Source organism: Corallococcus exercitus (assembly GCF_042231735.1).
Lineage (GTDB): Bacteria > Myxococcota > Myxococcia > Myxococcales > Myxococcaceae > Corallococcus > Corallococcus exercitus_B.
This window is the reverse complement of the sequence record NZ_CP102577.1, coordinates 6,106,358-6,131,957: the sequence shown is the minus strand read 5'-3', so window position 1 is coordinate 6,131,957 and position 25,600 is coordinate 6,106,358. Positions and strand designations below refer to the sequence as shown.

At 73.0% G+C, this 25,600-nt stretch carries 15 protein-coding genes; 8 read left to right on the top strand and 7 right to left on the bottom strand.

The features are described 5' to 3' along the window. Positions 1–654 (bottom strand): MBL fold metallo-hydrolase, encoded by a 654-nt coding sequence (locus NR792_RS24205; protein WP_375755044.1) that lies wholly within the window; start codon positions 652–654, stop codon positions 1–3. A gap of 138 nt (positions 655–792) precedes the next feature. Between NR792_RS24205 and NR792_RS24200 the strand changes: the two genes are divergently transcribed. From NR792_RS24200 to NR792_RS24190, 3 genes are all read left to right on the top strand, one after another. Further along, the gene (locus NR792_RS24200) at positions 793–2,676 is read left to right on the top strand and encodes a lipase maturation factor family protein (protein ID WP_375755043.1); all 1,884 of its coding nucleotides are present in this window, start codon (positions 793–795) and stop codon (positions 2,674–2,676) included. A gap of 139 nt (positions 2,677–2,815) precedes the next feature. Further along, the gene (locus NR792_RS24195; protein ID WP_375755042.1) at positions 2,816–6,718 is read left to right on the top strand and encodes a protein kinase; all 3,903 of its coding nucleotides are present in this window, start codon (positions 2,816–2,818) and stop codon (positions 6,716–6,718) included. Between the two features lie 116 nt (positions 6,719–6,834). Further along, positions 6,835–7,686 carry an Ig-like domain-containing protein gene (locus NR792_RS24190; RefSeq protein WP_375755041.1) on the top strand — a complete coding sequence of 284 codons (852 nt, stop codon included), beginning with the start codon at positions 6,835–6,837 and terminating at the stop codon, positions 7,684–7,686. 57 nt (positions 7,687–7,743) lie between these two features. On the opposite strand, the gene traB is transcribed toward NR792_RS24190, so the two are convergent. The 4 genes from traB to NR792_RS24170 all read right to left on the bottom strand — a co-directional run bounded on the left by traB (position 7,744) and on the right by NR792_RS24170 (position 14,531). After that, positions 7,744–9,375, bottom strand: a complete 1,632-nt coding sequence (gene traB, locus NR792_RS24185; RefSeq protein ID WP_375755040.1) for an outer membrane exchange protein TraB — start codon at positions 9,373–9,375, stop codon at positions 7,744–7,746. Next, complete coding sequence (gene traA, locus NR792_RS24180; protein WP_375755039.1) at positions 9,372–11,474, bottom strand: outer membrane exchange protein TraA; 2,103 nt, start codon at positions 11,472–11,474, stop codon at positions 9,372–9,374. The genes traB and traA overlap by 4 nt, the downstream gene beginning before the upstream one ends. 159 nt (positions 11,475–11,633) lie before the next feature. Continuing rightward, positions 11,634–12,698 carry a hypothetical protein gene (locus NR792_RS24175; RefSeq protein WP_375755038.1) on the bottom strand — a complete coding sequence of 355 codons (1,065 nt, stop codon included), beginning with the start codon at positions 12,696–12,698 and terminating at the stop codon, positions 11,634–11,636. Between the two features lie 87 nt (positions 12,699–12,785). Then, positions 12,786–14,531 carry a GTPase gene (locus NR792_RS24170; protein ID WP_375755037.1) on the bottom strand — a complete coding sequence of 582 codons (1,746 nt, stop codon included), beginning with the start codon at positions 14,529–14,531 and terminating at the stop codon, positions 12,786–12,788. A 112-nt stretch (positions 14,532–14,643) separates the two neighbouring features. On the opposite strand from NR792_RS24170, the gene NR792_RS24165 reads away from it, so the two are divergent. Further along, on the top strand, positions 14,644–16,023 hold the full coding sequence (locus tag NR792_RS24165) for a thioredoxin family protein (RefSeq protein WP_375755036.1): 1,380 nt from the start codon (positions 14,644–14,646) through the stop codon (positions 16,021–16,023). A gap of 55 nt (positions 16,024–16,078) precedes the next feature. Here the strand turns inward: NR792_RS24165 and NR792_RS24160 are convergent, their stop codons facing one another. Next, positions 16,079–17,227 (bottom strand): metallophosphoesterase, encoded by a 1,149-nt coding sequence (locus NR792_RS24160; RefSeq protein WP_375755035.1) that lies wholly within the window; start codon positions 17,225–17,227, stop codon positions 16,079–16,081. A 42-nt stretch (positions 17,228–17,269) separates the two neighbouring features. Next, positions 17,270–18,394: a LuxR C-terminal-related transcriptional regulator gene (locus NR792_RS24155; RefSeq protein WP_375755034.1), complete on the bottom strand. Its 1,125-nt coding sequence runs from the start codon at positions 18,392–18,394 to the stop codon at positions 17,270–17,272. 392 nt (positions 18,395–18,786) lie between these two features. On the opposite strand from NR792_RS24155, the gene NR792_RS24150 reads away from it, so the two are divergent. The 4 genes from NR792_RS24150 to NR792_RS24135 all read left to right on the top strand — a co-directional run bounded on the left by NR792_RS24150 (position 18,787) and on the right by NR792_RS24135 (position 25,374). After that, positions 18,787–19,962 carry an alanine racemase gene (locus NR792_RS24150; RefSeq protein WP_375755033.1) on the top strand — a complete coding sequence of 392 codons (1,176 nt, stop codon included), beginning with the start codon at positions 18,787–18,789 and terminating at the stop codon, positions 19,960–19,962. Positions 19,963–19,966: 4 nt separating this feature from the next. Then, the gene (locus NR792_RS24145; RefSeq protein WP_375755032.1) at positions 19,967–21,328 is read left to right on the top strand and encodes a D-arabinono-1,4-lactone oxidase; all 1,362 of its coding nucleotides are present in this window, start codon (positions 19,967–19,969) and stop codon (positions 21,326–21,328) included. A gap of 180 nt (positions 21,329–21,508) precedes the next feature. Next, a complete protein-coding gene (locus NR792_RS24140) occupies positions 21,509–22,492 on the top strand; it encodes a hypothetical protein (protein WP_375755031.1) in 984 nt (327 codons plus the stop codon). Continuing rightward, positions 22,489–25,374, top strand: coding sequence for a DUF4105 domain-containing protein (locus NR792_RS24135; protein WP_375755030.1), 2,886 nt, complete (start codon positions 22,489–22,491; stop codon positions 25,372–25,374). Before NR792_RS24140 ends, NR792_RS24135 begins: the two co-directional genes overlap by 4 nt. Positions 25,375–25,600 lie beyond the last annotated feature (226 nt).

The following is a 25,600-nucleotide window of genomic DNA, read 5'->3' as shown; positions in this document are numbered from 1 at the left end:
TCAGGGCGAGGGCGCGTGCGGGAACTCGTCGTCCTGTTCCAGCGCCTTGCGCAGGGCGCTGGCGCCGTCCTGGAGGATGGGCGCGCCGTGCGCGAAGCAGACGGTCTGCAGGGGCAGGTGGTCCAGGATGCGCTGGATGCTGGTGCGCGTGCGCAGCGGTTCGTCCTGGTACTCGCCGGGGACGAACGTGGGCGCGCCCCGGCCCTCGTGGGTCAGCAGGTCGGAGATGAAGACCACCGCATGCGGGCTCTTCTGCAGCCAGAGCGTGTACATGGCCTCCGTGGGCCCCGGCGTCTGGAAGGTGTTGAGGCCGCCCGGCAGCGTGGTGCCGTTCACGTATTCGAAGTCCGGCTGCTCCTCCAGGCCCTGCGCGCCCTCCGGCGCCCAGACGGGCACGCCGAACGCCTTGCGCAGACGCCACGCGGAGCGCTGGTGGTTGCCCGCGGTGAGCACGATGGCGTCGACGTCGCCCAGCTTGCGCAGGGCCTTCTCGTCGATGGGCAGCGGGTCGATGAGGGTGACGGTGCCGTCGTCGTCCACCACCGCGTAGGCGTCGCTGCGGCCGCCGCCGACCCGGTCGTCGGAGACGGTCCAGTGGTGCACGCCGGGGACGATCTCCACCGTCTTCTTCGCCTGGGCCTTGGGCTCGCTCATGCGGACAAAGCTAGGCACCTGTACCTGGATGCAGGGGTGCGCGCTCCGTTGCCCGCCTGCCCCACCAGCGGGCCCCGCCGCCCCCTTCGCATCCCGCCCGCCGCACGCACCTTTGTCGTCGGACGAAGGAGAGACCCGATGCGCGCGACGACCGGCGAGCCGAGACCGCTCGTGCTGTTCGATGGGGACTGCGGCTTCTGCAAGCGCTGGGTGGCGCGCTGGCGCCAGGACACCGGGGGCCGCGTGCGCTTCGCCGTGGGGACCGGCTGGCTGCGCACGCTCCTGGGCATCCCGAAAGGGGACATGCGCCGGGCGATGCAGCTGGTGGAGCCCTCGGGGCGCCGCTCGTCCGGCGCGGAGGCCGTCTTCCGCATGCTCGCCTGGTCGCCCCGCTGGAGCACGCGCGCCGCCGCGCGGCTGGGCCTGCTGCCCGGCGTCCGGCAGGTGGCGGGCGCGGTGTACGCGGTCATCGCGCACAACCGCCGGCGCGCGTCGCGCTGGGACACCTGGTTGTTCAGCCGCGTGACGGAGCCCGCGGAACACCGGGTGGTGCGCTGGGCCTTCATGCGGCTGTTGGGCGGCACGTTCCTCATCGCCTTCACGTCGCTGGGCAGGCAGGTGCTGGGGCTCTACGGAGAGAAGGGCATCCGCCCCATCCGCGACCTGGCGCAGTCCGAGCGCTGGGCCGCGCAGGGCCGGTGGCGCCGGCCCTCCGTGTTCTGGAAGGACGCGTCGGACGCGGCGCTGGTGCGCGGCTGCCGCGTGGGGCAGGCCCTGTCGCTGGCGCTGCTCCTCAACGTGGCCCCGCGCCTGAGCGCGGGCGCGCTGTGGGGCCTGTACCTGTCCTACGTGTCGCTGGGGCGCGAGTTCCTGTCGTTCCAGTGGGACGTGCTGCTGCTGGAGATGGGGCTGCTGGGCGCGCTCACCGCGCCGGACGGCGTGCGGCCCGGACTGGGGAAGCGGGACGTGTCCGCGCTGGAGGTGTTCCTCTTCCGGATGCTCGTGTTCCGGCTCTACTTCGGGTCGGGCATCAGCAAGTTCCACTCGGGTGACCGGACGTGGCGCGAATTGAGCGCGTGCGACGTGTACTTCGAGACCGCGCCCCTGCCCACGCGAGGAGGCTGGGCCGCGCACCAGCTGCCGCGCGGGGTGCGCCACGCGGGCACGGCGGCGGTGCTGGCGGCGGAGACGGCGGCGCCCTTCCTCGCGTTCGGTCCCCGGCGCGTGCGGCAGGCCGCCTTCGGCGTCTTCACCGCGCTGCAGGCGGCCATCATGGCCACGGGCAACTACGGCTTCTTCAACGTCCAGTCGCTGGCCCTGGGGCTGTGGCTGCTGGACGACGCGGCACTGCGGCGCGTGCTGCCGGAGGGCCTGTGGCGCGACGCGGAGCCCGCGCGGCGGCCGTCGGTCCTGGACACGGCGCTGTCCGCCGCCACGGCGGTGCCCATGCTCACGCTGGGCACGGTGGAGCTGCTGCGCCGGATGGGGTGGTGGCCGCGCGGCCCGGAGCGCCTGGTGCGGGCGGTGGACTGGCTGGAGGACCGGGTGGTGCCGCTGCACTCGGTGAACTCCTACGGCCTGTTCGCGGTGATGACGGTGGACCGGCCGGAGATCACCGTGGAGGGCTCGGACGACGGCGTGCACTGGGTGGCGTACCCGTTCCGCTACAAGACCTCCGCGGTGGACCGGCCGCCGCGCCAGGTGGCCCCGCACCAGCCCCGGCTGGACTGGCAGATGTGGTTCGCCGCGCTGGGGTCGCCGCCCTCGTGGTTCCTGGCCCTGCTGGAGCGGCTCTTGGAGGGCTCGCCGGAGGTGCTGGGGCTCTTCGCGTCCAACCCCTTCCCGGACCGTCCACCCCGGCTGGTGCGGGCGGTGCTCCACGACTACCGGATGACCTCCCGGGAGGAGCGCCAGCGCACCGGGGCCTGGTGGAAGCGGGAGCGGCGCGGGCTGTATGTGTCGCCGCTGACCCTCGCGCCCGGGTCCTCCGAGCAGGCGGGGCGGCTGACCTGGTACGTCTGAACCGCGCCCGGGACCCCGCCCGTCACGCCCGGTGCGTCAGGCCCCCACACGCCCGCGGAATGGCGAATGCCTTCCGGTGGGAAAGCAGGGCGCCGGGGACTGGCGGGGGATGGGGATCGCTGGGTACGGTGCAAGGGCGATGGTGTCCGGTGCTTCCCCGTCTTCCCTCATCTTCGGCAGGTACGCGGTGCTGCGCCGCGTGGCCGTGGGGGGCATGGGGGAGATCTTCCTGGCGCGTCAGGTGGGCGTGAGCGGCTTCGAGCGCCCCGTCATCCTCAAGAGCCTGCTGCCGGACCTGCTGGAGCACGAGGGCTCGGTGGAGATGTTCCTCGACGAGGCCCGCGTCGCGGCGCACCTGAACCATCCGAACGTCGTCTCGCTGTACGAGGTCGGCGCGTGGCAGGGCACGTTCTACATCGCCATGGAGTACATCGAGGGCGAGAACCTGGGCCGCCTGGCGAAGGCGGCGCAGCGGGCCGGCACGCCGCTGCCCCACCGCGTCTGCGCGCAGATGATCCGCGACGCGGCGCTGGGGCTGGACCACGCGCACCACGCGCGCGACAGCCAGGGGCAGCCGCTGGAGCTGGTGCACCGGGACATCAGCCCGCAGAACATCATGGTGCGCCTGGACGGCCTGACGAAGGTGGTGGACTTCGGGGTGGCCAAGGCGACCATCCGCGCCAGCCGCACGCGCACGGGCGTGCTCAAGGGCAAGCTGCGCTACATGTCGCCGGAGCAGGTGCGCAACGAGCCCGTCTCCGGCACCAGCGACCAGTTCGCGCTGGGCGTCGTGCTGTGGGAGCTGTGCACGCGCCGGCCGTTCATCGACACGGACAACCCCGCGGAGGCCATGCGGAGGATCGCCCTGGCGGCGGTGCCCCGGCCCTCGCAGTTCGTGGAGGGGCTGTCGCCGCTCCTGGAGCAGATCATCCTGCGCATGCTCCACCGCGCGCCCGGGCAGCGCTTCGCCCGGTGCTCCGACGTGGCGCGCGCGCTCCAGTCCTACCTGGATGAAGTGCCGGAGGCGCCGGGGGAGAGCGTCTCCGCGGTGGTGACGCGGCTGGTGGGCGACACGGTGCTCGCGAGGCTGCGCGACGCGGGCAGTGGCGAGCCGGGGCTGCCCCAGGCCCGCGAGCCCTCCAGCGTGTCGTGCCCGCGCTGTGGCCAGTCCACCAGCGCCACCAACCGCTTCTGCCCCGCGTGCGGCAGCTCGCTCACGCCCGCGTCCGGGGGCCCCGCGCCGAAGCTGGCGATGATGCCCGTGCTGCGCGAGCCGCCCGTGCACCTGGGCGACGAGGACCTCCCGGACGCGCCGACGGCCAAGGCGCCCGCCGCCCGCCGCGACGACGGCGCCGTGCACGAGCCGCCCACCGACCCGACGATGGAGGTGCCCGCGCCGCTGGCCTCCGCCCTGGCCGAGGCGTCACCGGCCCCCGAGGAGGACGACGGGCCCCCGGCCCTGGGAGACGAGGCCCCGGGCCCCACGGTGAAGATCCGCGCGATGGACGCGCAGGCGCAGATGCGCCGGCTCACGCTGCTGGTCGTCGCGGGCGAACCGGCCCACGCGGCCCGGCTGCGCGAGGTGGTGGCGCAGGCCGCGTCGCGCCACCACGTGGAGGCGGTGGCGCTGTCGGACGCGCACTGGTGTCTGCTCTTCGGCCTGCCGCAGGCGCGTCCCGACGACGCGACGCGGGCGCTGAAGTGCGCGGAGGACCTGGGGAGCGCGGGGCCCGGCGTGCGGTGGGGCCTGGAGTCCGGCGTGGTGCGCGTGAGCGCGGAGGGCGGGGAACCCCGGCTGTCCGGCCTGGGGCTGGAGCGGACGCAGGCGCTGGCGGACGCGGCGGCGCCGGGCGAGCTGCTCGTGGGCGCCTCGGTGAAGGCGCTGCTGGTGGAGGCGGGCGGGGTGCGCATCGGCGTGGCGCGCGAGCTGCCCGGCGGCACGGCGTGGCGGGTGGAGTCCGGCGTGCCCGCGGCCCGCGTGGACACCCTCGTGGGGCGCGACGAGGCGCTGGCCCAGGCGCGGGCGGTGGTGGACTCGGCGCGCAAGGGCGAGGGCGGCGCGCGGCTCTTCGTGGGGCCCACGGGCGTGGGACGCAGCCGCTTCCTGGAGGCGGTGGCGGAGCTGGCCACGGGCGCGTCGCCGCGCGTGGTGTACGCGTGGGGCGGAGACCCCCGCTCCGCCGGAGCGCTGGGGCTGTGGCGCACGGTGTTCACCGCGCTGTCGCGGGCCGCGACGGGGGGAGATGCGGCGCTGCCGCCGCTGTCGGGCCTGGGCTTCTCCGAACCGGAGGCCGCGGCGCTCTGGCGGAGGCTCGCGCGGGGCGCGCCGGTGGGCGGGCACCTCCCGGCGGGAGACGGGGCGCTGGTGGACGCGCTCCAGCGCGTGGCGAAGCCGTCCGGCCTGCTGCTGCTGGTGGACGACGTGCACCGCGTGGACGGCCCGTCGCTGGAGCTGCTCGCGGGCGTGCTCGGGGCGAAGGACCCGGGCGTGGCGCTGGTGGCCACCGGCGACGTGGACGCGGTGCCCACGGCCCTGGCGTCCCTGCCGGTGACGGTGCTGGAGGGGCTGTCGCCGTCGGAGCTGAACGCGCTGCTCACCGCGAGCCTGGGCATGGCCCTGTCGCCGTCGCTGGAGCGGGCGGTGGCGGACCGGGTGCGCGGCAATCCCGCGCATGCGCTGGCGCTGGTGCGGCTGCTGGTGGCGGTGGGTGTGTTGCAGCGCACGGAGGGCGGCTTCCAGGCCAATGGCCCGCTGACGGCCGCGCTGCTGCCCCAGGGCTTGGGACAGGCGCTGGGCGCGCGGTTGGAGCTGCTGCCCTCCGCGTCGCTGCGCTTCCTCCAGCGGGCCGCGGTGGAGGGCTCGCTCTTCTCCGCGGCGCTGGTGCGCGCGTCGCTGACGGCCCCGGACGGCGCGGAGGTGCTGGACGACACGGAGTGGGTGGTGCCCGTGCCCCAGCAGCCCGGCATCTTCCGCTTCACGCGCGAGGAGGCGCGGCAGGTGCTGCGCGAGCGCCTGTCCCCCTCGCAGCTGCGCGGCGCGCACCAGGAGCTGGCGGAGACGCTGGAGCAGGAGGCGTTCCTGCAGGAGCCGGCCCGCGAGGTGCGGGTGGCGGACCACCTGCTGGGCGCGGAGGCCTCCGGCGCGCCGGCCGCGTGCGAGCGGGCGGGAGACTGGTTCGCGGCGCGCGGCGAGTGGCGCGCGGCGGTGGACTTCTACCGCTGGGCCCTGGGCCGCGCGCCCGGCGCGACGGCGACGGTGGTGCGCTGGCAGCTGGACGTGCTCGCGCGCGCGGCGGGCTGTCTCACGCGGACGGACCCCGCGGCCGTGGACGCGCTGGTGACGCCGTGGCTGGACCGCGTGCCGGTGATGCAGACGCCCGGGAAGTGGGCGGAGGCCGCGCGGCGGCTGGCCGTCGCGGAGCTGAAGCTGGGGCGCGTGGACGACGCGGAGGTGCGCCTCACCATGGCGCAGGGGCCGGCGGGCTCGGATCCGGAGGCCGAGGCCCTGGTGCTGGGCGAGCTCGCGCGGGTGCGCGAGGCCAAGGGCGAGACGACGGCGGCGGTGGAGCTGCTGGCGCGGGCCTTCCAGCGCATGGGGAACCGGACGCCGCAGGCGGCGGACTTCTTCTGGGAGCACTACCTCCTCCTGGGGCGGCTCCAGCAGCGGCTGGGGCAGCTGGACCGGGCGCGGGTGGCCTTCACGCGCGCGGCGGAGCAGGCGCGGTCGGTGGGCAGCGCGGTGGGCCAGGCGCGGGCGCTGTCGCAGCTCGCGGGCCTGCGGGTCCTCGCGGGCGAGCCGGCCCAGGCGCTGTCGGACCTGGAGCGCGCGCTCACCCTGGCCGAGCAGGGCGGTGACGCCCAGGAGGTGGCGCGCATCCACTTCAACGCCGGGCGCCTGCTGGTGGCCGGCGGGCGGGTGTCGGACGCGCGCGAGCGGCTGGAGCAGGCGAGGGAGCGCGCCCGGGTGGCCGGCTGGCGGGAGGGAGAGGCCCTGGCCGCGCAGGTGCTGGGGGCGATGGAGGCCCGGGGCCCGCGCCGCTGAAAGTGGCCGGAAGTCGTCAGCAGGCGTGCAGGCGCCCGGACTTCGGCGTGGGCGCACGCGGTTTTCCCGCCCGCCGGGTGGTCAGCCGGTAGACTTCGCCGCTCCCTGAAAGCCCCGTGCCTGCCTTCGTGAAGACGTCACGTCCACCGTCCCTTTCCCTGTTGGGTTTCCTCGCGCTGGGTGTCCTCGGTGCGTGTGGGCCGACGCCCACGACCATCACCCTCGAACAGCCCGAGCAGCGCTACCTGCGCACGCAGGGGCAGAACCTGCCGCTCAGCTACACCGTGCTGGACGCGGACGGGCGCAAGATGATGGACACGCGCCTGCGCTGGACCAGCTCCGCGCCGGAGGTGGCCTCCGTGCGGGAGGACGGCACGGTGGTGGCGCGCAAGTCCGGCAAGACCATCATCGGCGTGCAGGGCGGCCGCGCGAAGGCGGCGCTGCCGCTGGACCTCACCATCCTCGCGTCGCTGGACGTGCGCGCGCCGGGCGCGGACTTCGTGGAGGTGGGGCGCACCATCAAGCTGCGCGTGGTGGCGCGCAATGAAGCGGGCCACGTCATCCCCGACGCGACGCCCGACTTCCGCTCCAGCAACGAGGCCGTGGCGCGCGTGGAGAACGGCGAGCTCATCGCCGCGTCCGCCGGCGTGGCCACCGTCTCAGCGACGCTGGGGCACCTGCACCGCGCCATCGCCGTGCAGGTGGTGCCGCCGGACTTCGTCCGCCTGGGACTGAACCTCACCTCGTACACCTTCAAGAAGAAGGGCCAGTCGGTGATGGTCCAGGCGCGCGCGTACAACCGCAACGGCGTGGCGCTGGAGAAGGTGCCGCTGGAGTGGTTCAGCTCGAACGCCGCCGTGGTGACGGTGTCGCCCGAGGGCCGCGTGACGGCCGTGGGCAAGGGCCGCGCGGTGGTGTCCGTGGTGGCCGGCCGCCGCCGCACCGCCGCGGACTTCATCGTCGAGTAGGTCTGTGTTTCGAAGTCCGGGTCCGCCGCCGTGGAGCGGCGGACCCTGTGACTCCCATTACGGCTTCTTCGCGGGGGGCGCGGCGGGCTTCGCGGGCGCGGGCTTCTTGCCGCCCTTCTTCTTGGACGCGGCCTCCACGTCATCCGGGCAGGGCGGGCGGGGACCGTCGCTGGGCGGCTCGATGGTGAACTCGACGCGGCGGTTGAGGGCCATGCCTTCCTCCGTGGCGTTGTCGGCCACGGGCCTGCTGCGCCCGAAGCCTTGCGAGCACACGCGCTCCGCGGCGACGCCGCTCTCGATGAGGTAGCGCTTCACGCTGAAGGCCCGGCGCTTGGACAGATCCAGGTTGTACTGGTCGCTGGCGCGCGAGTCGGTGTGACCCTCGACGAGGATGCGGTCTATCGCCGGGTTCTCCTCCATCACCCGCACGACCTCCTCCAGCACGGGGAGGGACTCGGAGAGGAGGACGTCCTGGTCGGTGACGAAGTTCAGCTGCTCCAGGATGACGATCTTGTTGCCGGACTTGCGCGCGAGCGGACAGCCGTCGCGGCCGCGCTTGCCCTGCGGGACGTCCGGGCACTTGTCGATGCGGTCCACCACGCCGTCGGAGTCCGCGTCGGTGTCCGGGCAGCCGGCGTTCTCCACCGGGCCCTCGACGTTGGGGCAGCGGTCGCGCTCGCCGATGACGCCGTCGTTGTCCGGGTCCACGGGCGGCGGAGGCGGCTCGGGCGGCTCCTTGAAGCGCTCGATGGCCTCCCACTCGCGCGTCTTGGCGGGCACCCAGATGATGGACGTGAAGAAGCTCAGGTTGGGCGACGCCAGCGAGCAGCCGCAGCCCAGGCCGCCGCCGAAGGTGAACGTGACGCCCAGCGAGCTGTACCAGCGCAGGCCGATGAGCAGCTCCGCGGGAATCTGCCGCTCCTGGCCGGGCGCCTTCTTGAGGCCGAACGCGCCGTTCACCATGCCCAGCGCGGTGATGCCGCTGCCGCGCAACAGGGGCACCTCCGTGCCCAGGCCGAACGGCGCCATGTCCCCCAGCTGCACGCCGCTGAAGATGACGTCCGGCCGCTTCCAGAAGCCGCCGTTGAAGGCCAGGAGGATGCCGGACTCGAAGCGGTAGTCGAGCACCAGCCCCGGCGCCCAGGTGAGCTCACCGTCGCCCGCGAAGGCCTCCTGCACGCCGGTGGGGAAGCTGACGTTGAGCGTGAGCGCGGCGCCCCAGCCGTGGCCCTCCGCGGAGCGGCGGAAGCCGGGGACGGCCACCTTGGCCATGAGGCGCAGGTCGCCCAGGGCGAAGCTCTCCACGGGCCCCTCGGTGCCGATGACCTCCAGGTTCTGGCCGCCCTGCAGGAGCACGAGCGGCAGGTCCACGCCGATTTCGGCCCAGTCGAAGAGGCCGACCATGGCCATGACGTCCAGCTGGAGCCGGTTGCCCACGAGGCTGATGGAGCCCAGGTCTCCGTCCTTGGGGACGAGGGAGAGCGGGTTGAGGGAGTAGCTGAAGTAGGGCCCGGCGGAGACGGACAGGTGGGACAGGGGCCGGGACTGGGTGACCATCACCAGGTCCTGCGGCGCGCCGGACGGGCGGAAGACCTGGATGTTGAAGCGCGGATCCGGCGCGGCGTGGGCGGCGGTGGACAGCGCGAGGGCCAGCAGCAGCGGGAGGAGCGGCGTGCGGGAGGGCTTCATCGGACGCGGCGGGCGGAGCGCAGGAAGAGGAAGCCCAGGGCGAGGGTGACCAGCATGGCGGTGCTGCCGGTGGGGGTGTCCTCGGCGGTGGTGCCGCAGCAGAAGGCGCCGCCCTGCGGCTCGGTGCCGGGCTTGCGGCGGCCGCGCTCGCACTGCTGGGTCTCGGCGGAGCAGAACTCGACGCCCAGGCAGTCGCCGCTGTCGGCGCACGTCTCGAGGCAGGTGTTGGTGGTCAGGTCGCAGGTGCCGCCGCAGGGGCAGTGCGCGTCGGCGAAGCACCCGACGCACGCGGAGCCGTCGCACACGAGCCCTTCCGCGCACGTCACCGCGCAGGCGCCGGTGTTGGAGCAGGTGCGCGTGGTGGGGTCGCAGGTGCCGCTGCCGCAGTCGGAGTCGTTGACGCAGCCCACGCACACGCTGTTCTGCACGGTGCCGTCGGAGAGGCAGAACGGGGTGTCCTCGCCGCAGGCGCCGCAGCGCGGGCCGCAGCGCTTGTCGGTGGTGCAGGAGCTGCACTCACCGCTGACGCAGGTCTGGCCGTCGCCGCACTCCAGGTCGGTGCGGCACTGGACGCAGACCTCGCCGTCCAGACAGTAGGGGCGCTCGCCGGGGCACTTGGAGCAGCCGGGGCCGCAGCGGTCGGAGGTGTTGCACTCCGGGACGGCGTCGACGCAGGTGCCGTTCAGGGTGTCGCAGGTCTGGCCGTTGGAGCACTGGCTGTCGGTGGTGCACTCGACGCAGGAGGGCGGGGCGCCGGGGGTGGGCGCGGCGCACTGGGTGCCATTGGGGCAGCAGTTGCAGGAGTTGCCGGCGCAGGCGTCGTTGGTGTCGCAGGGCGTGCAGACGTGGTTGGAGCACGACTCGCCGCGGTCGCATTGCGAGTCTTCGTTGCACTCGACGCAGGAGTTCGCGGTGAGGTCGCAGACCTGGCTGCCGGGGCACTCCGCGTCGGAGGTGCACTGGACGCAGGTGAAGTTGGGCTCGTCACAGACCTGTCCGGAGCCACAGTCGGTATCGCGGACGCAGCCGGTGCACACGTTGGTGGCGGTGTCGCATTTGCCGGTCTGGCAGTCGCTGTTCTGGGTGCACTGGACACAGGCGAACTGGCCGCTGACCTGGGCGCAGATGGGCGCGGTCGGTCCGCACGGCGAGCAGGTGTCGCCGCAAAGGAGGTTCGTGTCACAGGGGGCGCAGAGCGCAGCGGAGTTGCAGTAGTAGGACGGACCGCAACTGCCATTGCCTTGCTGGTTCGCGAACAGCCGGTTGCACTGGACGCACTGATCCAGGTTGTCCGGGAACGACGGCCGGCCAGTCTCGGTCTGGAACAGCTGCGCGGGCTGGACCAGGGAGAAGCCCGCGGTGTTGAGCGGGACGACTGGAACTTGATTCGCCGGGCGGTCGTAGTCCGTGAACGCACCGTCGAGCACCACGAACTCCAGCGCCGCGTGCTCCACGATCTGCACGTAGAGCAGCTCGATGGGATAGAGCCCGGACTGCGTGAAGGTGACGGAGTTGGTGGTGCGCCGCGTGGGTGCACCGAGCTCTGGTGGCCGGATGACGATGTCGTAGCGTCTGCTGGCCTTATCGAACAGGACGAGGCTGATGGCGTCATCGGCGTAGAAACCGAAGTGCAGGACGCGCCCGACCATGTCCTGGGTAACGTTCAGGTAGCCGCGAAAGCGAGAGACGAATCGCGTGGTCGAATCGTTGTAGTGGAAGGGGCAGCCGCCCTGGGCGCAGCCCGAGACCACGCTGACGAAGTCGCCGAAGCTCAGGATTCGACCGTCGTTCAGGTTGTTCGACAGGTCGAACGTGGAACGCAACACGGAGGTCATGCGCGTCGCGCTGTTCTCCTCCATGTAGATGTTCAGGTTCTCTGTGTAGTTCGTCTGACTCTGGGGCAAATCATTCGCAGTACGCGTCCACACATTGGACGCCATGCAGAGCCCTGTACCGGTGTCACTGGGCGACGGCGCCGCGGGTGCCCCCGTCACCACCACATCCGGCAGCTTCTGCGCCACGGCAGGCGCGCTCGCGAGGCACACGGCGAGCAGGGACAGCGCGGCGTACGCGCGGAGGGGGAGGGGAGCGGTGCGCAAGGCGCTGCGCAGCCTCCCAGATTTGGTTGACGTTCTCAACCTTCCGCCCACGTCCCGAGTCCCCGTGCACGAATGCGACCTCCAGGGTCCTCCACCCCTCGGAGCCGCAATCAGTCCGGACAGTGGGCAAAACAGGAAACCGTCAGCGTGCCGGGAACGTCACACGCGACGGCAGGCGACGTCCCCGTCCTGCGAGCGGATGAACGCCGCGGCGAGCTCGCTGCCCAGGGCCGCGCACAGCACCTCGTACGTCCGCCGCCGCGCTCCGCCGAAGAAGCCCGGCTGCCGGGCCAGCGTCTCCGGGTGACGCACGAAGACGTTGTACCCGAGGATGCAGCCATCCGCGCGCAGCACGGTGATGCCGTCGGTGGCCATCATGCCGCGCAAGAGCTGCGCGGCCGCCCGCACCGCCGACGCCGCGCTGCCGTCCTGGGTCGCATGGTGCCGGTCCAGCATCGCCACCACGTCCATGGGCCGGGGCAACAGGATGCCGTCCACGAACAGCGCCGAACCCGCGCGCTCCCGGGGCAGCACCGCCACCAGCGTGCCGTGCGAGGACTGCATCACCTCGAACAGCACCCGCCGGAAGAACCCGCGCGCGTGCTCGCGGCTGGAGGGCAGGACCTGTTCGGTCACCGCGCCCGCCAGCATGTCCAGCACCACCGAGGGCGGCTCCAGGTCGATGCTCGCACCGGACAGGTACACGTGCCGGCACAGCCCGCCGCCGCCACGCAGCTCGATGATGTTGTCCGCGAGCTGCAACACCCCCACCACGCGCACGCCCCGGTCCGGTGCGTGCCGCAGGCGCTCCAGCGGCGTATCCGCCAGGGGGAACGGGTCGGTCCGGAAGATGCCGTAGGTGAGGCCCGCGGAGTCGCGCAGCAGGTACAGCGCCCACCAGCGCCCCTGGCCCAGCGGCGCGCACTGCTTGAGCGCCCGCTGGATGGTGGCGCGGTTGCGCGGCCCCGAACCGAGCGGAATCGGGTCGTGCCCGCCCAGCAGCTCCATCATCGCGCCCAGGTCGTCGCCCAGGAACGCGGTGGGGAACAGCAGCGCGCCCTCCTCGCGGTAGCGCGACAGCGTCACCAGCAGCTCGCTGAGCGCGTCCGCCGTCTGCGGACACGTCATGTCCGCCTCGTCGAGGAACGCACTGACGGACTCGGTCAGCAGGTGACGGAACGACAGGATGCGAGGCGAACCCGCCTCCGGGTCCGGACCGGTCATGGCGGACCCAGCATGACGCATCGGTGGCGGCGAGGCACGAAGTCTTGCCTCCATCCCGGAGGCGGGGGCCTGTCGGGAACCGGCCGTCTACTCCGCCGCCCGCCGTGCGGTCTCCAGGGTGGTGGCGGTGCGCAGCCAGCCCTCGGCCTGGGCATCCAGGTGGGACAAGAGGTCCGTGAAGAAGCGCGCCTCCATGGCCTGCGCCAGCGTGGCCCCGTGCGAGTCCGCCCACTTGCGCGTCACCGTCGCGCGCACCTGGGCGCCCAGCAGGTCCACGAAGCGCTCCAGGAGCGGCGTGGACAGGAGCGTCCCCGCCCACACCACCGCGTCATGCCCCAGGCCGCCGGTGGCCACCGTCACCACCGCCGCCGCCCCGGACGGCACCGAGTACACCAGCGTGGTGAGCGCCTGGAGCAGCTCCTCGCGCATGCCGCCCTGCAGCTCGCTGCCCACCAGCTGGCGGCAGAAGTCGTACAGCGTCGCCCGGTCCGCCGCGTGCGCGTGCAGCGCGTCCAGCTCCAGCGGGGCATCCAGCCGGCCCAGCATCGCGGGCCCGAAGGCCTGCGCCAGCTTCTCCCGCGTCTCCGCGTCCCCGCGCCACGCGGCCACCTCCGGCGCGAAGGCATCCACCAGCCGGCGCAGCCCGTCCTTCAGCGAGTCATCCACCGCCTGCGAGGGCAGCGCTTCATGGGGCCGAGGGCCGGTGAAGGACTCGCGCACCTTGCGGCTCACGAACGTGAGCGCCGTGGCCAGCCCCCGGAACGGCAGGCGCACGAACCGGTGGAAGGTGCTGCGCGCATCCAGTTCGTCGCGGAACGCATCCACCAGCACGTCCGCGGGCACGGCCTTGAGCGCTGCCTGCGCACCAATGCCTTGCAGGTCATGCCGCAGCCGCTGCCTCAGCCGCTCCGGCTCGCGGGCCGCGCGGGTCGCCGCCCGGGCCACCGCGTCCATCTCCGAGCGCGCATCCGACAGCGACGCCTCCAGCGCCCGCGCCTTCAGCTCGCGCGCATGCTCGGCCTGTCCCAGCAGCGCGGCGAGCGGCGGCCGTCCATCCAGCGCCTCCGTGGCCAGCGGCTTCAGCCCCGCCTCCACGTCCGGCTGGTGCGGCGCCAGGTAGCGCGCGATGGGCGGGTGGCCCACGTCCTGGGCCAGCTTGTCCAGGTGGCCGCGCGCCACGTCCTCGCGCGTGGCCTCGTTGTAGACGAGCAGGTACGGCTTGCCGTGGCCCACCGCCGCGCGCAGGAAGTCCACCAGCGCCGCGTTCTGGTACGTCTGCCGGCTCACCACGAACACCAGCACGTCCACCGTGACGAGCAGCGCCTCGGCCCGCTCGCGGTTGTCGCGGTACACGCTGTCGAAGTCCGGCGTGTCCATCACCAGGAGGCCGCGCGGCACCGCGTCCGACAGCACCAGGTACAGCCGGCCCGGGGGCCCGGGCTCGTCCACGGGCGCCACCGTGCCGTGTCCCACCGGGACGATGTCGTAGCGCTGGGTGAGCACGTCCTTCAGCGCGCCCGTCCACGTCTCCGGGTTCGCCGCGGCCAGGCACTGCTTGGTGAGGCCTCCCTCGGGGCGCGCGGGGGACAGGGACGCCTTCGCCAGCGCGTTGAAGAGGGTGGACTTCCCGACGTTGTTGGGGCCGGCGATGGCCACGAGGAGCAGCGGCACGTCGTCGGCGCCGGAGCCCAGGCGGGGCAGCAGGTCGCGGCGCAGGCGTTCGGCCAGGCGGCGGGCCAGGTCGGCGTCGGCGCCATCGGGGAAGCGCTCGGAGGCGGGCAGGGCGTCCAGGGCGGACGCGAGGGCGGTGCGCAGGGCGCGAGGGTCCTTCATGGGCATAGGGGGCCACACGCAAGACAGCACGCACGCCGCGCGGTGCCCAGACAAGTGTGCGTACTCTGTCCACCGGGGACACCCCCTCAGGAGGCGCGATAGGGTGCGCCGCATGCGCTCCCTCCTCGCCTGCCTGCTCCTGTCGGGGTCCATCGCCTGCACCGCCACGAACGCCAACGCGCCCGCGCCCGCGTCCGCCGAGGCCCATGCCGAAGGCCCGCTGCCCTTCATCCCGGATGACTACGCCCGCGCGCTCGCGGACGCGAAGGCGAAGGGCGTGCCCCTGTTCGTCGACACCTGGGCGCCGTGGTGTCACACCTGCCGCTCCATGCGCGCGTACGTCTTCACGGACAAGGCGCTGGCGAAGCACGCGGACCGCTTCGTGTGGCTGGAGCTCAACACCGACCTCACCCAGAACGCGACGTTCCAGGAGAAGTACCCGGTGGAGTTCTGGCCCACCTTCTTCATCATCGACCCGCGCGAGGAGAAGGCCCTGCTGCGCTTCGCCGGCAGCGCGACGGTGCCGCAGCTGGAGCGCCTCTTCGAGGACGGCGAGCGCGCCTACCAGGGCGGTGCCACCGGCGCGGAAGCGCTGCTCGCCCGCGGTGACGCGCTCTACGGAGAGCGCAAGCCCGCGGAGGCCGCCGAGGCCCTGTCGCTCGCGCTCGCGGAGGCTCCCGCCGACTGGTCCCGCCGGGGCCGCGCGCTGGAGTCGCTGCTGATGGCCCAGTACGGGGCGAAGCAGTACGTGCCCTGCGCGCAGAAGGCGGTGGCGGAGCTGCCGAAGGTGCCGCGCTCGCTCAACCTGGCCAACGGCGTCCTCAACGGCCTCAGCTGCGCGCTGGCCATCCCGGAAGGCACGCCCGAGGCGGCGGACCTGCGGCACGCGCTGGAGGCGAAGGCGCGCGAGGTGCTGGCGCCGCCGGCCATCGACATGGAGGCGGATGACCGCTCCGGCCTGTACGAGGTGCTGGTGGAGGCGCGCAAGCAGGACAAGGACACCGCGGGCGCGAAGCAGGTGGCCCAGGAGTGGCTGACGTTCCTGGAGGGCGAGGCCGCGAAGGCGCCGAACCCCGAGGCGCGCAGCGTGTTCGACTCGCACCGCATGCTCGCGGCGATGACGCTGGAGCAGCCGCAGCGGGCCATCCCCGCGCTGGAGCAGAGCGAGAAGGACCTGCCCCAGGACTACAACCCGCCCGCGCGGCTCGCGACGCTGTACCGCCTGTCGGGCCGGCTGGACGACGCGCTCGCCGCGAACGACCGGGCGCTGGCGCGGGTGCAGGGCGCGCGGCGGCTGTCCGTGCTCTCCGGCCGCGCGGACATCCAGGTCGCGCGCAAGGACACCGCGGGCGCGGTGAAGACGCTGGAGGAGGCCCTGACCTTCGCGAAGACGCTGCCCGCCGCGCAGGTGTCTCCGCGTCAGGTGGAATCGCTGGAGAAGAAGCTCGCCGGGCTCAAGACGCCGGCCGCCGTGCCGGGCGCGGCGCCGTAGCTCAGGCGCATGCTCCTTCGCGCGTGCCGGTGGCAGCGGCACGCGCGAGGAATCGTCACGGAACCAGCGGCACCGCGCGACGCGCGTCCAGGTCGAACAGCTCGAAGTCCTCCGCCCGGCCCTCGCGCATGGCGCCATCCGTGAAGACCATCACCGCTTCCCCCGGGCCCGTCGTTGGCGGCGGTCCGTGCGCGTAGTCCACTCGAGTCCCATCCGTCACCAGGTGGCGCAGCACCCCGTCGCGCATGGGACCGGGTGACACCAGCTCCCGCACCCGCTTGTCCCGCGTGTGGCCCACCACCTGGGACAATCCAAGCGGCAGCCGCCGGGGATCGAACCTGCGCCGGGGCGTTCCCCGCACGCGCTCGGCATCCTCCGCGGCCAGGCTGGGCCGCTGGTAGAAGATGCCCACGCCCTCGCCCTCCTTCGCATTGCCCGGATGGTGCAGTCCCGGCAGCACGAGCGGCCCGCCCTTCCACGCCGCCACCGCCCGGTCCATCACCCCGTTGAGCGCCTCCGCCACCGCCCGCGCATCCGCCCACCGCGCGGGCTCGAGCCCCACGACCTCCAGGTCCTCGCGCGTGACGCCCGCATGCAGCACCAGCAGCGAGTCCCCGGCCGCATGCGCCACACGGAACCTGCGGGCACGCAGCAGGTGCTCCACCCACGCGCGCTGCTCCTCGGTCCAGGTGCTGAAGTCCCGCGCCGCCAGCTCCGCGCTCGGCAACCCGGGCCAGCGCTGGAGGAAGGCCCGCTCCTGCGCCGCGTCGGTGTCGTCCCCCGCGTAGACCCGGTCCGCCTCCACCCGCGCGGCGCGGAAGGTCGCATCGGTGAAGTCCGCCAGCTCTCCCACGCGTCCCAGGTCGTGGTTGCCCAGGAGCATCACGGCCTGATCCGCCGGATGGGACGCGAGCCACGCCACCAGTCGCAGCGCGCTTCGGGCCACGCGCTCGCGGTCGGCCGCGGGACCCCAGTCGAAGAAGTCGCCCACGGACACCAGGCACACGTCCGGGCGCAGCCCTCCATCCCCGTCCAGCAGCCCGTGCAGCGAGAGGATGGACAGCACCCGGTCGAAGTCCGCCTGCGGGTCCCCCATCGCCACGTGCAGCGTGCGCCGTCGCCCCTCCGCCGCCACCGCGTGCGGCCCCTTCGCCACCGCCGCGTCGGCGCGAGCCAGCGCCTTCCTCAAGAGCACGTCGTCCATTCCTCCATCCTAGTCATGCTCCGGGCCGTGCCCACCGGCGCATCAGGACTGGAAGAAGCGGGAGATGAGCGCGGAGCGGCTCTCCACCTGCGCCTTGTTCAAGAGGTGCGTGACGTGCACCTCCACCGTGCGCTCGGCGCAGCCCAGGTGCAGGGCGATGGCCTTGTTCGTCTCGCCCTGCACCACGTGCTCCAGCACCTGCGCCTCGCGCGCGGTGAGCCCCCAGCGCTGGGTCAGCACCGGCAGGCGCGACGTCGGGTCCGTCGGCGGTCCGGGGTCCAGCACCAGGTAGTGGTCCGGCAGGCCCTGCGTGCGCAGCGGGCCGGAGGAGAACAGCGGCCCCGTGCCCGGCGGGCTCCGCAGACACTCGCGCACCTGCGCCGCCAGCGCCTGCGAGTCCTGCTCCCACCGCGCCTGCCCCGCCTTGTTCGCGTGCATCACCCGGCCGCTGAACGTGACGACCCACGCGGGCCGCCCCAGCACCTCCAGCGCCGCGCCCAGGGCCGGGCCCAGCAGGCCTGCCTCGCGCAGCCGCCGGTCCATGGCCATGCGCCGCTGGATGGCGGGCGTCAGCGCCTGGAGCAGCCGCTGCTCCCGCTCCGTGAAGGGCTCGGTCCGGAAGGCGCCCACCCAGCCCAGCATCATGTCGCCTTCGCACACCAGCACGCGCAGCTGCGCCAGGTGCTCCAATCCCAGACGCCGGTACAGGTTCGAGGCGTTCCCGGCCAGCTGCACCCGCGCGTGCTCCCACTCCGCCTCGCTCAGTCCCAACCGCTCCCACAGCGGCCCCTCGCCCTCGCCGGTGATGGGCAGGGCCCGCAGGGGCTCCGGCATGCCCAGCGGCGAGAAGCGCATCGCCCGGTTGCGCTGGGCCAGCGGCGGACGCGCGGGATCGAAATAGCCGAACCGGCTCCCCGCCGGCGGCAGGGAGGCGTCGAAGGCCTCCGTCAGGACCGAGGGCGGCTGCGGAAAGCCCACGCCGTGCACGAAGGCCGTGTGATAGCGGTCCGGGCCTACATCCACGCCGTAGGCCGCCGTCCGCTCCGCGCGCAATGCGCCACGGAGCGCGGCGAGGACCGCCGGCAGGGCCTCGGAGCCGGGCTCCAACCCCTCCAGCAGGCCCTCCAGCTCCTGCAAGAGGCGTTGGTCCTCGGAAATCAAATCCATCACGATTTACGCACTATATCCGTTGGGGCCAATTGGGAGACTTATGAGGTCGGGAGTGGAATCAGTGCTTCTTCCGCCTGTCCAGGTGGGAAGTGATTCCCAGCCCCCCGAGTCGTTTACGACTCGCGTGATTTCCTCAATAGAAATGACTTTCGGCTGACGGCACCATGGCGTTCCGTGCCCTTCCGGGGGGGTGGGCCGACCTAGGAGTCGAAGAATCCGTGTGTGCGCGCGCCGGGCGTTCCCCCAGGAATGTCCGGCGCGCTGCCCCTTTTCGGCGCCTTCCACCCGCTTGTCCACCACCCCACGCGCCCGGTGCGGCCAGGCCCCGGAGATGACGGCACGCGGCGATGATGCCCGCTCCCGTGCAGCCCGCGCCCGGAGGCCCTGACATGTCGCGTGATTACGCCTACTACGCCCGGGCCCTGGAGGGGCGGCGGCTGCCGCTGGCCTTCGCGGACGTGGACCTCCTGAACGAGAACGCGGCGGCGCTGCTGCGGCGCGCGGGGGGCCTGCCCGTCCGGGTGGCCACGAAGTCGGTGCGGTGCGTCGCGCTGCTGCGGCGCGTGCTCGACGGGCATCCCGGCTTCCAGGGCCTCATGTGCTTCAGCGCCGACGAGGCCGTGCGCCTGCGCGAGCGCGGTTTTACCGACCTGCTCATGGGCTACCCCGTCGTGGATGTGGAGGCCCTGGCGGAGCTGTGCCGGCCGCCAGCGCCCGTGACGCTGATGGTGGACTCGGCCGAGCACGTGGTGCTCGCGGCCCGGGCGGCCCGGCGGCAGGGGGCGCGCGCGCCGCTGTGCCTGGACGTGGACCTGTCCGTGGACCTGCCGGGCCTGCGCTTCGGGGTGCACCGCTCGCCGGTGCGCTCGGCGGAGGACGCGCTGGCGGTGGCCCGGAGCATCCAGGAGGAAGGGGACGCCGTGTTCCTCGCGGGCGTCATGGGCTACGAGGCGCAGCTCGCGGGCGTGCCGGACGCCGCTCCGCACGCGGGAGCGAAGAACCTGGTCATCCGCGCGCTCAAGCGGGCTTCCGTGGGCCGCGTGCACGCGCGCAGGCAGGCGGTGGTGGCCGCGCTGAAGGACGCGGGCCTCGCGCCGCGCTTCGTGAACGGCGGCGGCACCGGCAGCCTGGAGTCCACGCGCGAGGACGCGAGCGTGACGGAGCTGACCGCGGGCAGCGGCCTGTACTCGCCCGCGCTCTTCGACGGCTACCTCGGCTTCCACCACCAGCCCGCGGTGGCGTTCGCCATCCCCGTCACGCGGCGCCCGGGGCCGGGCTTCTTCACGCTCCAGGGTGGCGGCTACGTGGCCTCCGGCTCGGCGGGCGTGGACAAGCTGCCCGTGCCCTACCTGCCCGAGGGCGCGAAGCTGCTCCCGCTGGAGGGCGCGGGCGAGGTGCAGACGCCCATCGCGTACACGGGCCCGGTGCCGCTGCCCCTGGGCGCGCCGGTGTTCTTCCGTCACGCGAAGGCGGGCGAGCTGTGCGAGCACTTCCGCACGCTGCTGCTCATCTCCGGGGGCCGCGTCGTGGAGGAGGTTCCGACCTACCGGGGCGAATGGGGGTGACGGCATGACGACCATGGCGACGAAGGCGAAGACGTGGCGCAACTGGTCCGGCGCGGTGGTGGCCCATCCGTCGGACTTCCTCCAGCCGGAGTCCGTGGACGCGCTGAAGGCCGCGCTCCGCGACGCCAGCGCCCGGGCGCGCACCGTGCGCGTGGTGGGCAGCGGCCACTCGTTCCCTCCCCTGTGCGCGACGGATGAGACGATGGTGTCGCTCGAAGCGCTGCACGGCCTGGAGTCCGTGGACGCGGGCACGCGCGAGGCTGTCGTATGGGCGGGCACGAACCTGCGCGAGCTGGGGACGCTGCTCGCGTCGCACGGGCTCGCGATGGAGAACCTGGGCGACATCAACAAGCAGTCGCTGGGTGGCGCGCTGGGCACGGGCACGCACGGGACGGGAGTGGGGCTGGGCATCCTCTCCACTCAGGCGGCGGCGATGACGCTCGTCACGGCGAGCGGGGACGAGGTGACGTGCTCGGAGGACGCGTCGCCGGAGCTGCTCCAGGCCGCGCGCGTGTCGCTGGGCGCGCTGGGCGTGGTGACGCGGGTGCGGCTGCGGCTGCTGCCCGCGTACCGGCTGCGGCTGACGCGGCGGAACCTGGGGCTGGAGGAGTGCCTCGCGGGGCTGGAGGAAGCGCGCGCGCGCCACCGGCACTACGAGTTCTTCTGGTTCCCGCACTCCGACCGGGTGATGACGAAGGCGATGGACCTCACGGACGAGCCCCCGTACGGGGTGGGCGTGGGGCGCTGGCTCAACGAGATGGTGATGGAGAACGCGGTCTTCGGCGCGGTGAGCCGCGCGTGCCGGGGGTGGCCCTCCCTGTGCGCCCCCGTGAGCCGGCTGTCCGCGAAGCTGGCGTCGGAGGGCGTGCTGGTGGGGCAGAGCCACACGCTGTTCGCCACGCCGCGCCTCGTGCACTTCCAGGAGATGGAATACGGCGTGCCGGTGGAGCGCGGACCGGACTGCCTGCGTGAGCTGGCTGAGTACATCACGCGCGAGCAGGTGCCCGTGCACTTCCCGGTGGAGTACCGCTTCGTGCGCGGCGACGACGCGTTCCTCAGCCCCGCGCACGGCGGGGACCGCGCGTTCATCGCGGTGCATCAGTACCAGGGCATGCCGCTGGAGCCCTACTTCTCGGCCGCGGAGGCCATCTTCCGCAACCACGGGGGCCGGCCGCACTGGGGCAAGCTGCACACGCAGACGGCGGCGACGCTGAAACATCTGTATCCCCGCTGGGACGACTTCCAGCGCGTACGCGAGCAGCTGGACCCGGAGGGGCGCTTCCTCAATCCCTATCTGAGACGTCTCTTCCTGGAGGAGGGGGTCAGCCGTCCCCGGAGTGAAACCGGAAGCGCGCGGCTCGCGTAGCAGGGTCGCGGTGGATACAGGGGCGCGAAGTCCGCGACGCACCCCGAGGCTCCTGTTTCGCGTCGTGACGCGTCAGACGATCCATCAAGTTATCGAAATCGCACCATTCAACGCCCGGCATGCGGTTGGCTAGGGCCCAGGTTGACGCCAGGCCCGGTGGCGCCCTTTCGAGGGGGATGGATGCGGACGAAGTCTTCGTGGAAGCGCGTGGTGACGGCGTCGATGTTGGTGCTCGCCGTGGGGTGTCGCACGCCGTCCGCGGGCTTGAGGGCCGCGGGCGCGTCGGACTCGGGCAACTCTTCGGACTCGGGCAACTCCAGCCAGGGCGACTCCAGCCAGTCGGACTCGGGCAACTCCAGCCAGGGTGACTCCAGCCAGGGTGACTCCAGCAAGTCGGACTCGGGCAACTCCAGCGGTGGGGATTCGAGCCAGTCGGAGTCCAATGGCTCCAGCGACGAGGGCTCCAGCGAGTCGGGCTCGGGTGAATCCAGCGACTCGGACTCGGGCAACTCCAGCAAGGGCGACTCCAGCAAGTCGGACTCGGGTGACTCCTCCGGCTCCAGTGACACCAGCTCCGACTCCAGTGACACCAGCTCCGACTCCAGCGAGAGCAGCAACGACTCCAGCGAGCACAGCAACGCGGGCACCAGCGAGTCGAACCAGGTGGACCAGGGCGACGACTCGCGCACGCGCAGCGAGAGCAGCAACGGCCGCGAGGATCAGCTCCTGTCCACGGCCACGGTGGCGCTGACGGTGATGGGTCTGGGCATCGTCATCTGGCAGTCGTACGAGCGTTCGGCGCGGCGCAAGGGCAAGCGGCCCTCGCCGAAGGAAGTGGGACACGCGGCCCAGGTGTACCTGCGCGCCCGCACGCACCAGCTGCGAGAGGACCTGGCGCTGGGCGCGGGCCCGACGGTGGACGACCTGGCGCAGGCGGCGCGCATCCGTCGCGACAACCTGGACGTCTTCGGCAAGCTCTTGCGGACGCACCGCAAGGAGCTGCTGATGATGGCGGATGCGAAGCGGCTCACGCCCGAGCGCGCCCGTGCATGGCTGGAGCGCGTGGGCGAGCTGGCGCGCACCGAGCCGCGACTCGAGGAGGACCGGCAGGCCTTCCTCCAGGACCAGGAAGGGGCGACCCAAGCGGCCGAGGCCCTTCAGTGAGGCCCCGCACAGCCTGGCTGGGATTGCTCACGGTGCTGCTGTTGCCCGTGAGCGCGCGGGCTCGTGAGCAGCTACAGGACACCCCGTCCGAAGCAGCCCCGGGCCAGCTCGCGGTGCCCGCGTTCCTGAACGGGGCCTTCATGGACGTCGTCCTGGCCTCGCGGGTCGCGGCACTGGAGGCCACGGCCGGCATCCTCCTGCGCGGCGCCGCGGCGCGGGATGCCGCGCTGGTCTCGGACGTGGAAGCGGGCCTCGCCGCCCTGCCTCCCGCGATGCGCCGTCCGCCGGGGGGCCGGTTGGAGCTCGTGCTCCACCCGGAGCCCGCGCCCCTGGGCCTCGGTGACGGCACGAAGGCCCGTCCCGACTGGTCGGAGCAGCGCGAGCAGTTCCACCTCTACCGCTACGCCCCTTCCGAGGAGCGCCGGGCCACGCTGCGCCTGTCACGCCTCACCGACACGGAGGCGGAACACCTGTGGCGCCGCCGCGCCGTGGTGCATGCCGTGATGCAGCGCTGGGACGACGCGCGCGGCTGGAGCCGGCGCCCCCAGTGGCGCCGGCTGGACGGCTGGCTGCTCCCCTTCGAGCGTCCCCTCACGTGGAAGGAGTCCGCGAGCATCACCTACGCGGGCGCCTTCAGCCGCGCCCGGGGCCAGGCCAGCGCCTCGCTGGACCTGGTCACGTTCGCGGAGGAGCTGTTCGTCCCCGTGGAGTCGCTGCGCCCGGACGCGCTGCCCGAGGATGATCAGGTCCGCTGCCAGGAGCTCTCCAAGACGCGCGCCGTGTCGGAGTTCCTCACGGAAGCACGCCTGGGCACGCTGCCCGCGCGGGGCGACTGCCCGGCCTTCGACGCCTGGGCGGAAGCGGACGCGCTCTCCCACCTGGAGGTCCTGCTCGTCGCGGCCACGGGCCGGCAACCCCAGTCCCTCTTCGGCCACCTCCTCCTGCGCCCGGTCTGGCGCGAAGGCGCCACGGTGCAGGGCCCCGGCTTCGAGCGCGTCGTGCAGCTGGTGGCCCTCACCGGCATGGAGGAGAAGGGCCTGGGCTACCTGATGAAGGGAATGACGGGCGGCTACAGCACCGTCTTCCTCACGGGCACCCTGGGCGACGTCACCCACGAATCGCTGGAGCTGGAGCAGCGCACCATCCGCCGCTTCCGGCTGAACCTCTCGCCCGGCGAATCCCAGCGCATGCTGGAGCGCATCTGGGAGCTCGAGCGCCGCGGCTACCTGGGCTACTACTTCTTCACCGACAACTGCGCCGCCGCGCTCCTCTTCCTCCTCAACGGCTCGCTGGAGAACGGCCGTCACGTGAGCGCTCCCGGCACGCTGTGGGTGCTGCCCACCGCCACGCTGGACACGCTGGCGAAGACGAACGTCGTGGACGCGAGCGGGCGTACGGTGCCGCTGCTGGAGCACGTCCCGGACGCCTTCGAGTCCACCGGAGACCGCGCCCGGCGCGCGCTCGTGGAAGAGGCGCGGCTGCTCACGAAGCTGGCGGCCCTGCTCCCGTCCAGCGCCCTCGCGCCGCTGCACCTCGTGCACCGCCGCCTCCAATCCCCGGAGCCCGACGCCCGCCGTCAGGTCTACGGACAGCTGCCCCGCGCCGTGACGGCCGCGCTCGCCGCGGCTCCCCCATCCGCGCGCGCCGAAGTCCGTGAGGCCCTGCACGCCTACGTGGCGCACGCGGTGCGGGTGGAGCGCGCGGCGGTGGACCAGGCCGAAGCGGAGAAGCTCGCCATCGAACGTGAGCGCCTCATCGCCCTCGACCTGAAGGGGGAGGGCGGCGCAGCCCAGGGCGTCAAGGAGCGGCAGCTCCTCTTCGAGCGCGAGGACGCCATGCAGCGGAAGCTCGCGGTGCTGGACCGCACGGCCCTGCTCCAGCAGGCCCTGGACACCGCCACCAAGCGCCTGCCCACGCCGGACGAGCTCAAGGCCCTGGTCCGCGCCGAGCACACCGACGCAGCCTTCGCCGCCGCCACCGAGGCGCAGGGCACGCTCAACGACGGTGTGCTCGCGGACGTGGAGCCGCGCGCCTTCCTCGCGAAGGACCATCAGCGGAAGACGGAGGCGGAGGCCACCTGGGCCCGGGGCGCGCTGCGTGAGTCCGGCGCGGCCCGCACGGTGGTGAGCGGCGGCGTGGACTTCCCGGAGGTGGGCGCCGCGCGGCCCGTGGTGAGCCTGCGCACCTCCGCGATGAACGAGTCCCTGGGCGACGCGCGCCTGCACGGCTTCCAGTCCAGCAGCGAGCTGCGCGTGCTGGACGGTGAGCTGTCGGTGGAGCCCCGCTGGGGCGTGCCGCGCATCCTCGGCTCGCGGCTGACGCTGGTGGGCTATCGCACGTTGATGCCGCAATTGCCCCAGCAGCAGCGGTCGTTCTCCGACTCGCTGGGCTGGGGCGCGGAGGCGAAGATGTCCACGGACATCGGCCGCCCGCTGCCCTACCGCGCGTCGGTGGAGGCGGAGGCGCTGGGCGTCGTGGCGGCCTCGGAGCGCTTCGACACGTTCCTCGCGGTGGGGTTGGGCGCCCAGGCCACGATGGCCTGGAGCCCCTTCGAGACGGTCCCGGCCATCGGGCCCCGTCTGTCATTGGCCCATCGCACGGCCCTGCCCGGTCCGGGCAACAGCGCGCTGCGATTGGAGGCCACCTACGTGCCGGCGTGGCGCACGGGCATCACGCCGGGCTTCACGCACGAGGCGGACGCGACGCTCCAGGTGGAGTGGTACCTGGGGCGCGTCGCCCGCTGGAGCGTGCTGCTCACTCCCCGCGCACAGGTCCACTGGGAGGGGACACTCGCGTCGTGGGCAGGTCCCGGGAGAAGTCTCGCGAGCCTTCCGGAAGGGCTGGCGCGACATCGCCTTGCGCTAGGAGTGGAGCTCCGCTGACGCGCCGCGAGAGGAAGGCGGGCGTCTCGCCAGTGAACAGCGGACGGCTGGCCGCCCCGGCGAGCGCGCCGATGAACAGGCCGATGGCGTGCAGCATCGTCCAGTTCAGCCAGCCCATGCCGTAGAACACACGCATCCCGCCGAAGCTGAAGACGTTGAAGAGCACGAAGAGCGCGACGGGCACTGTCACGGCGGTGACGAGCGCGGCGCCCAGGGCCCGGCGGGG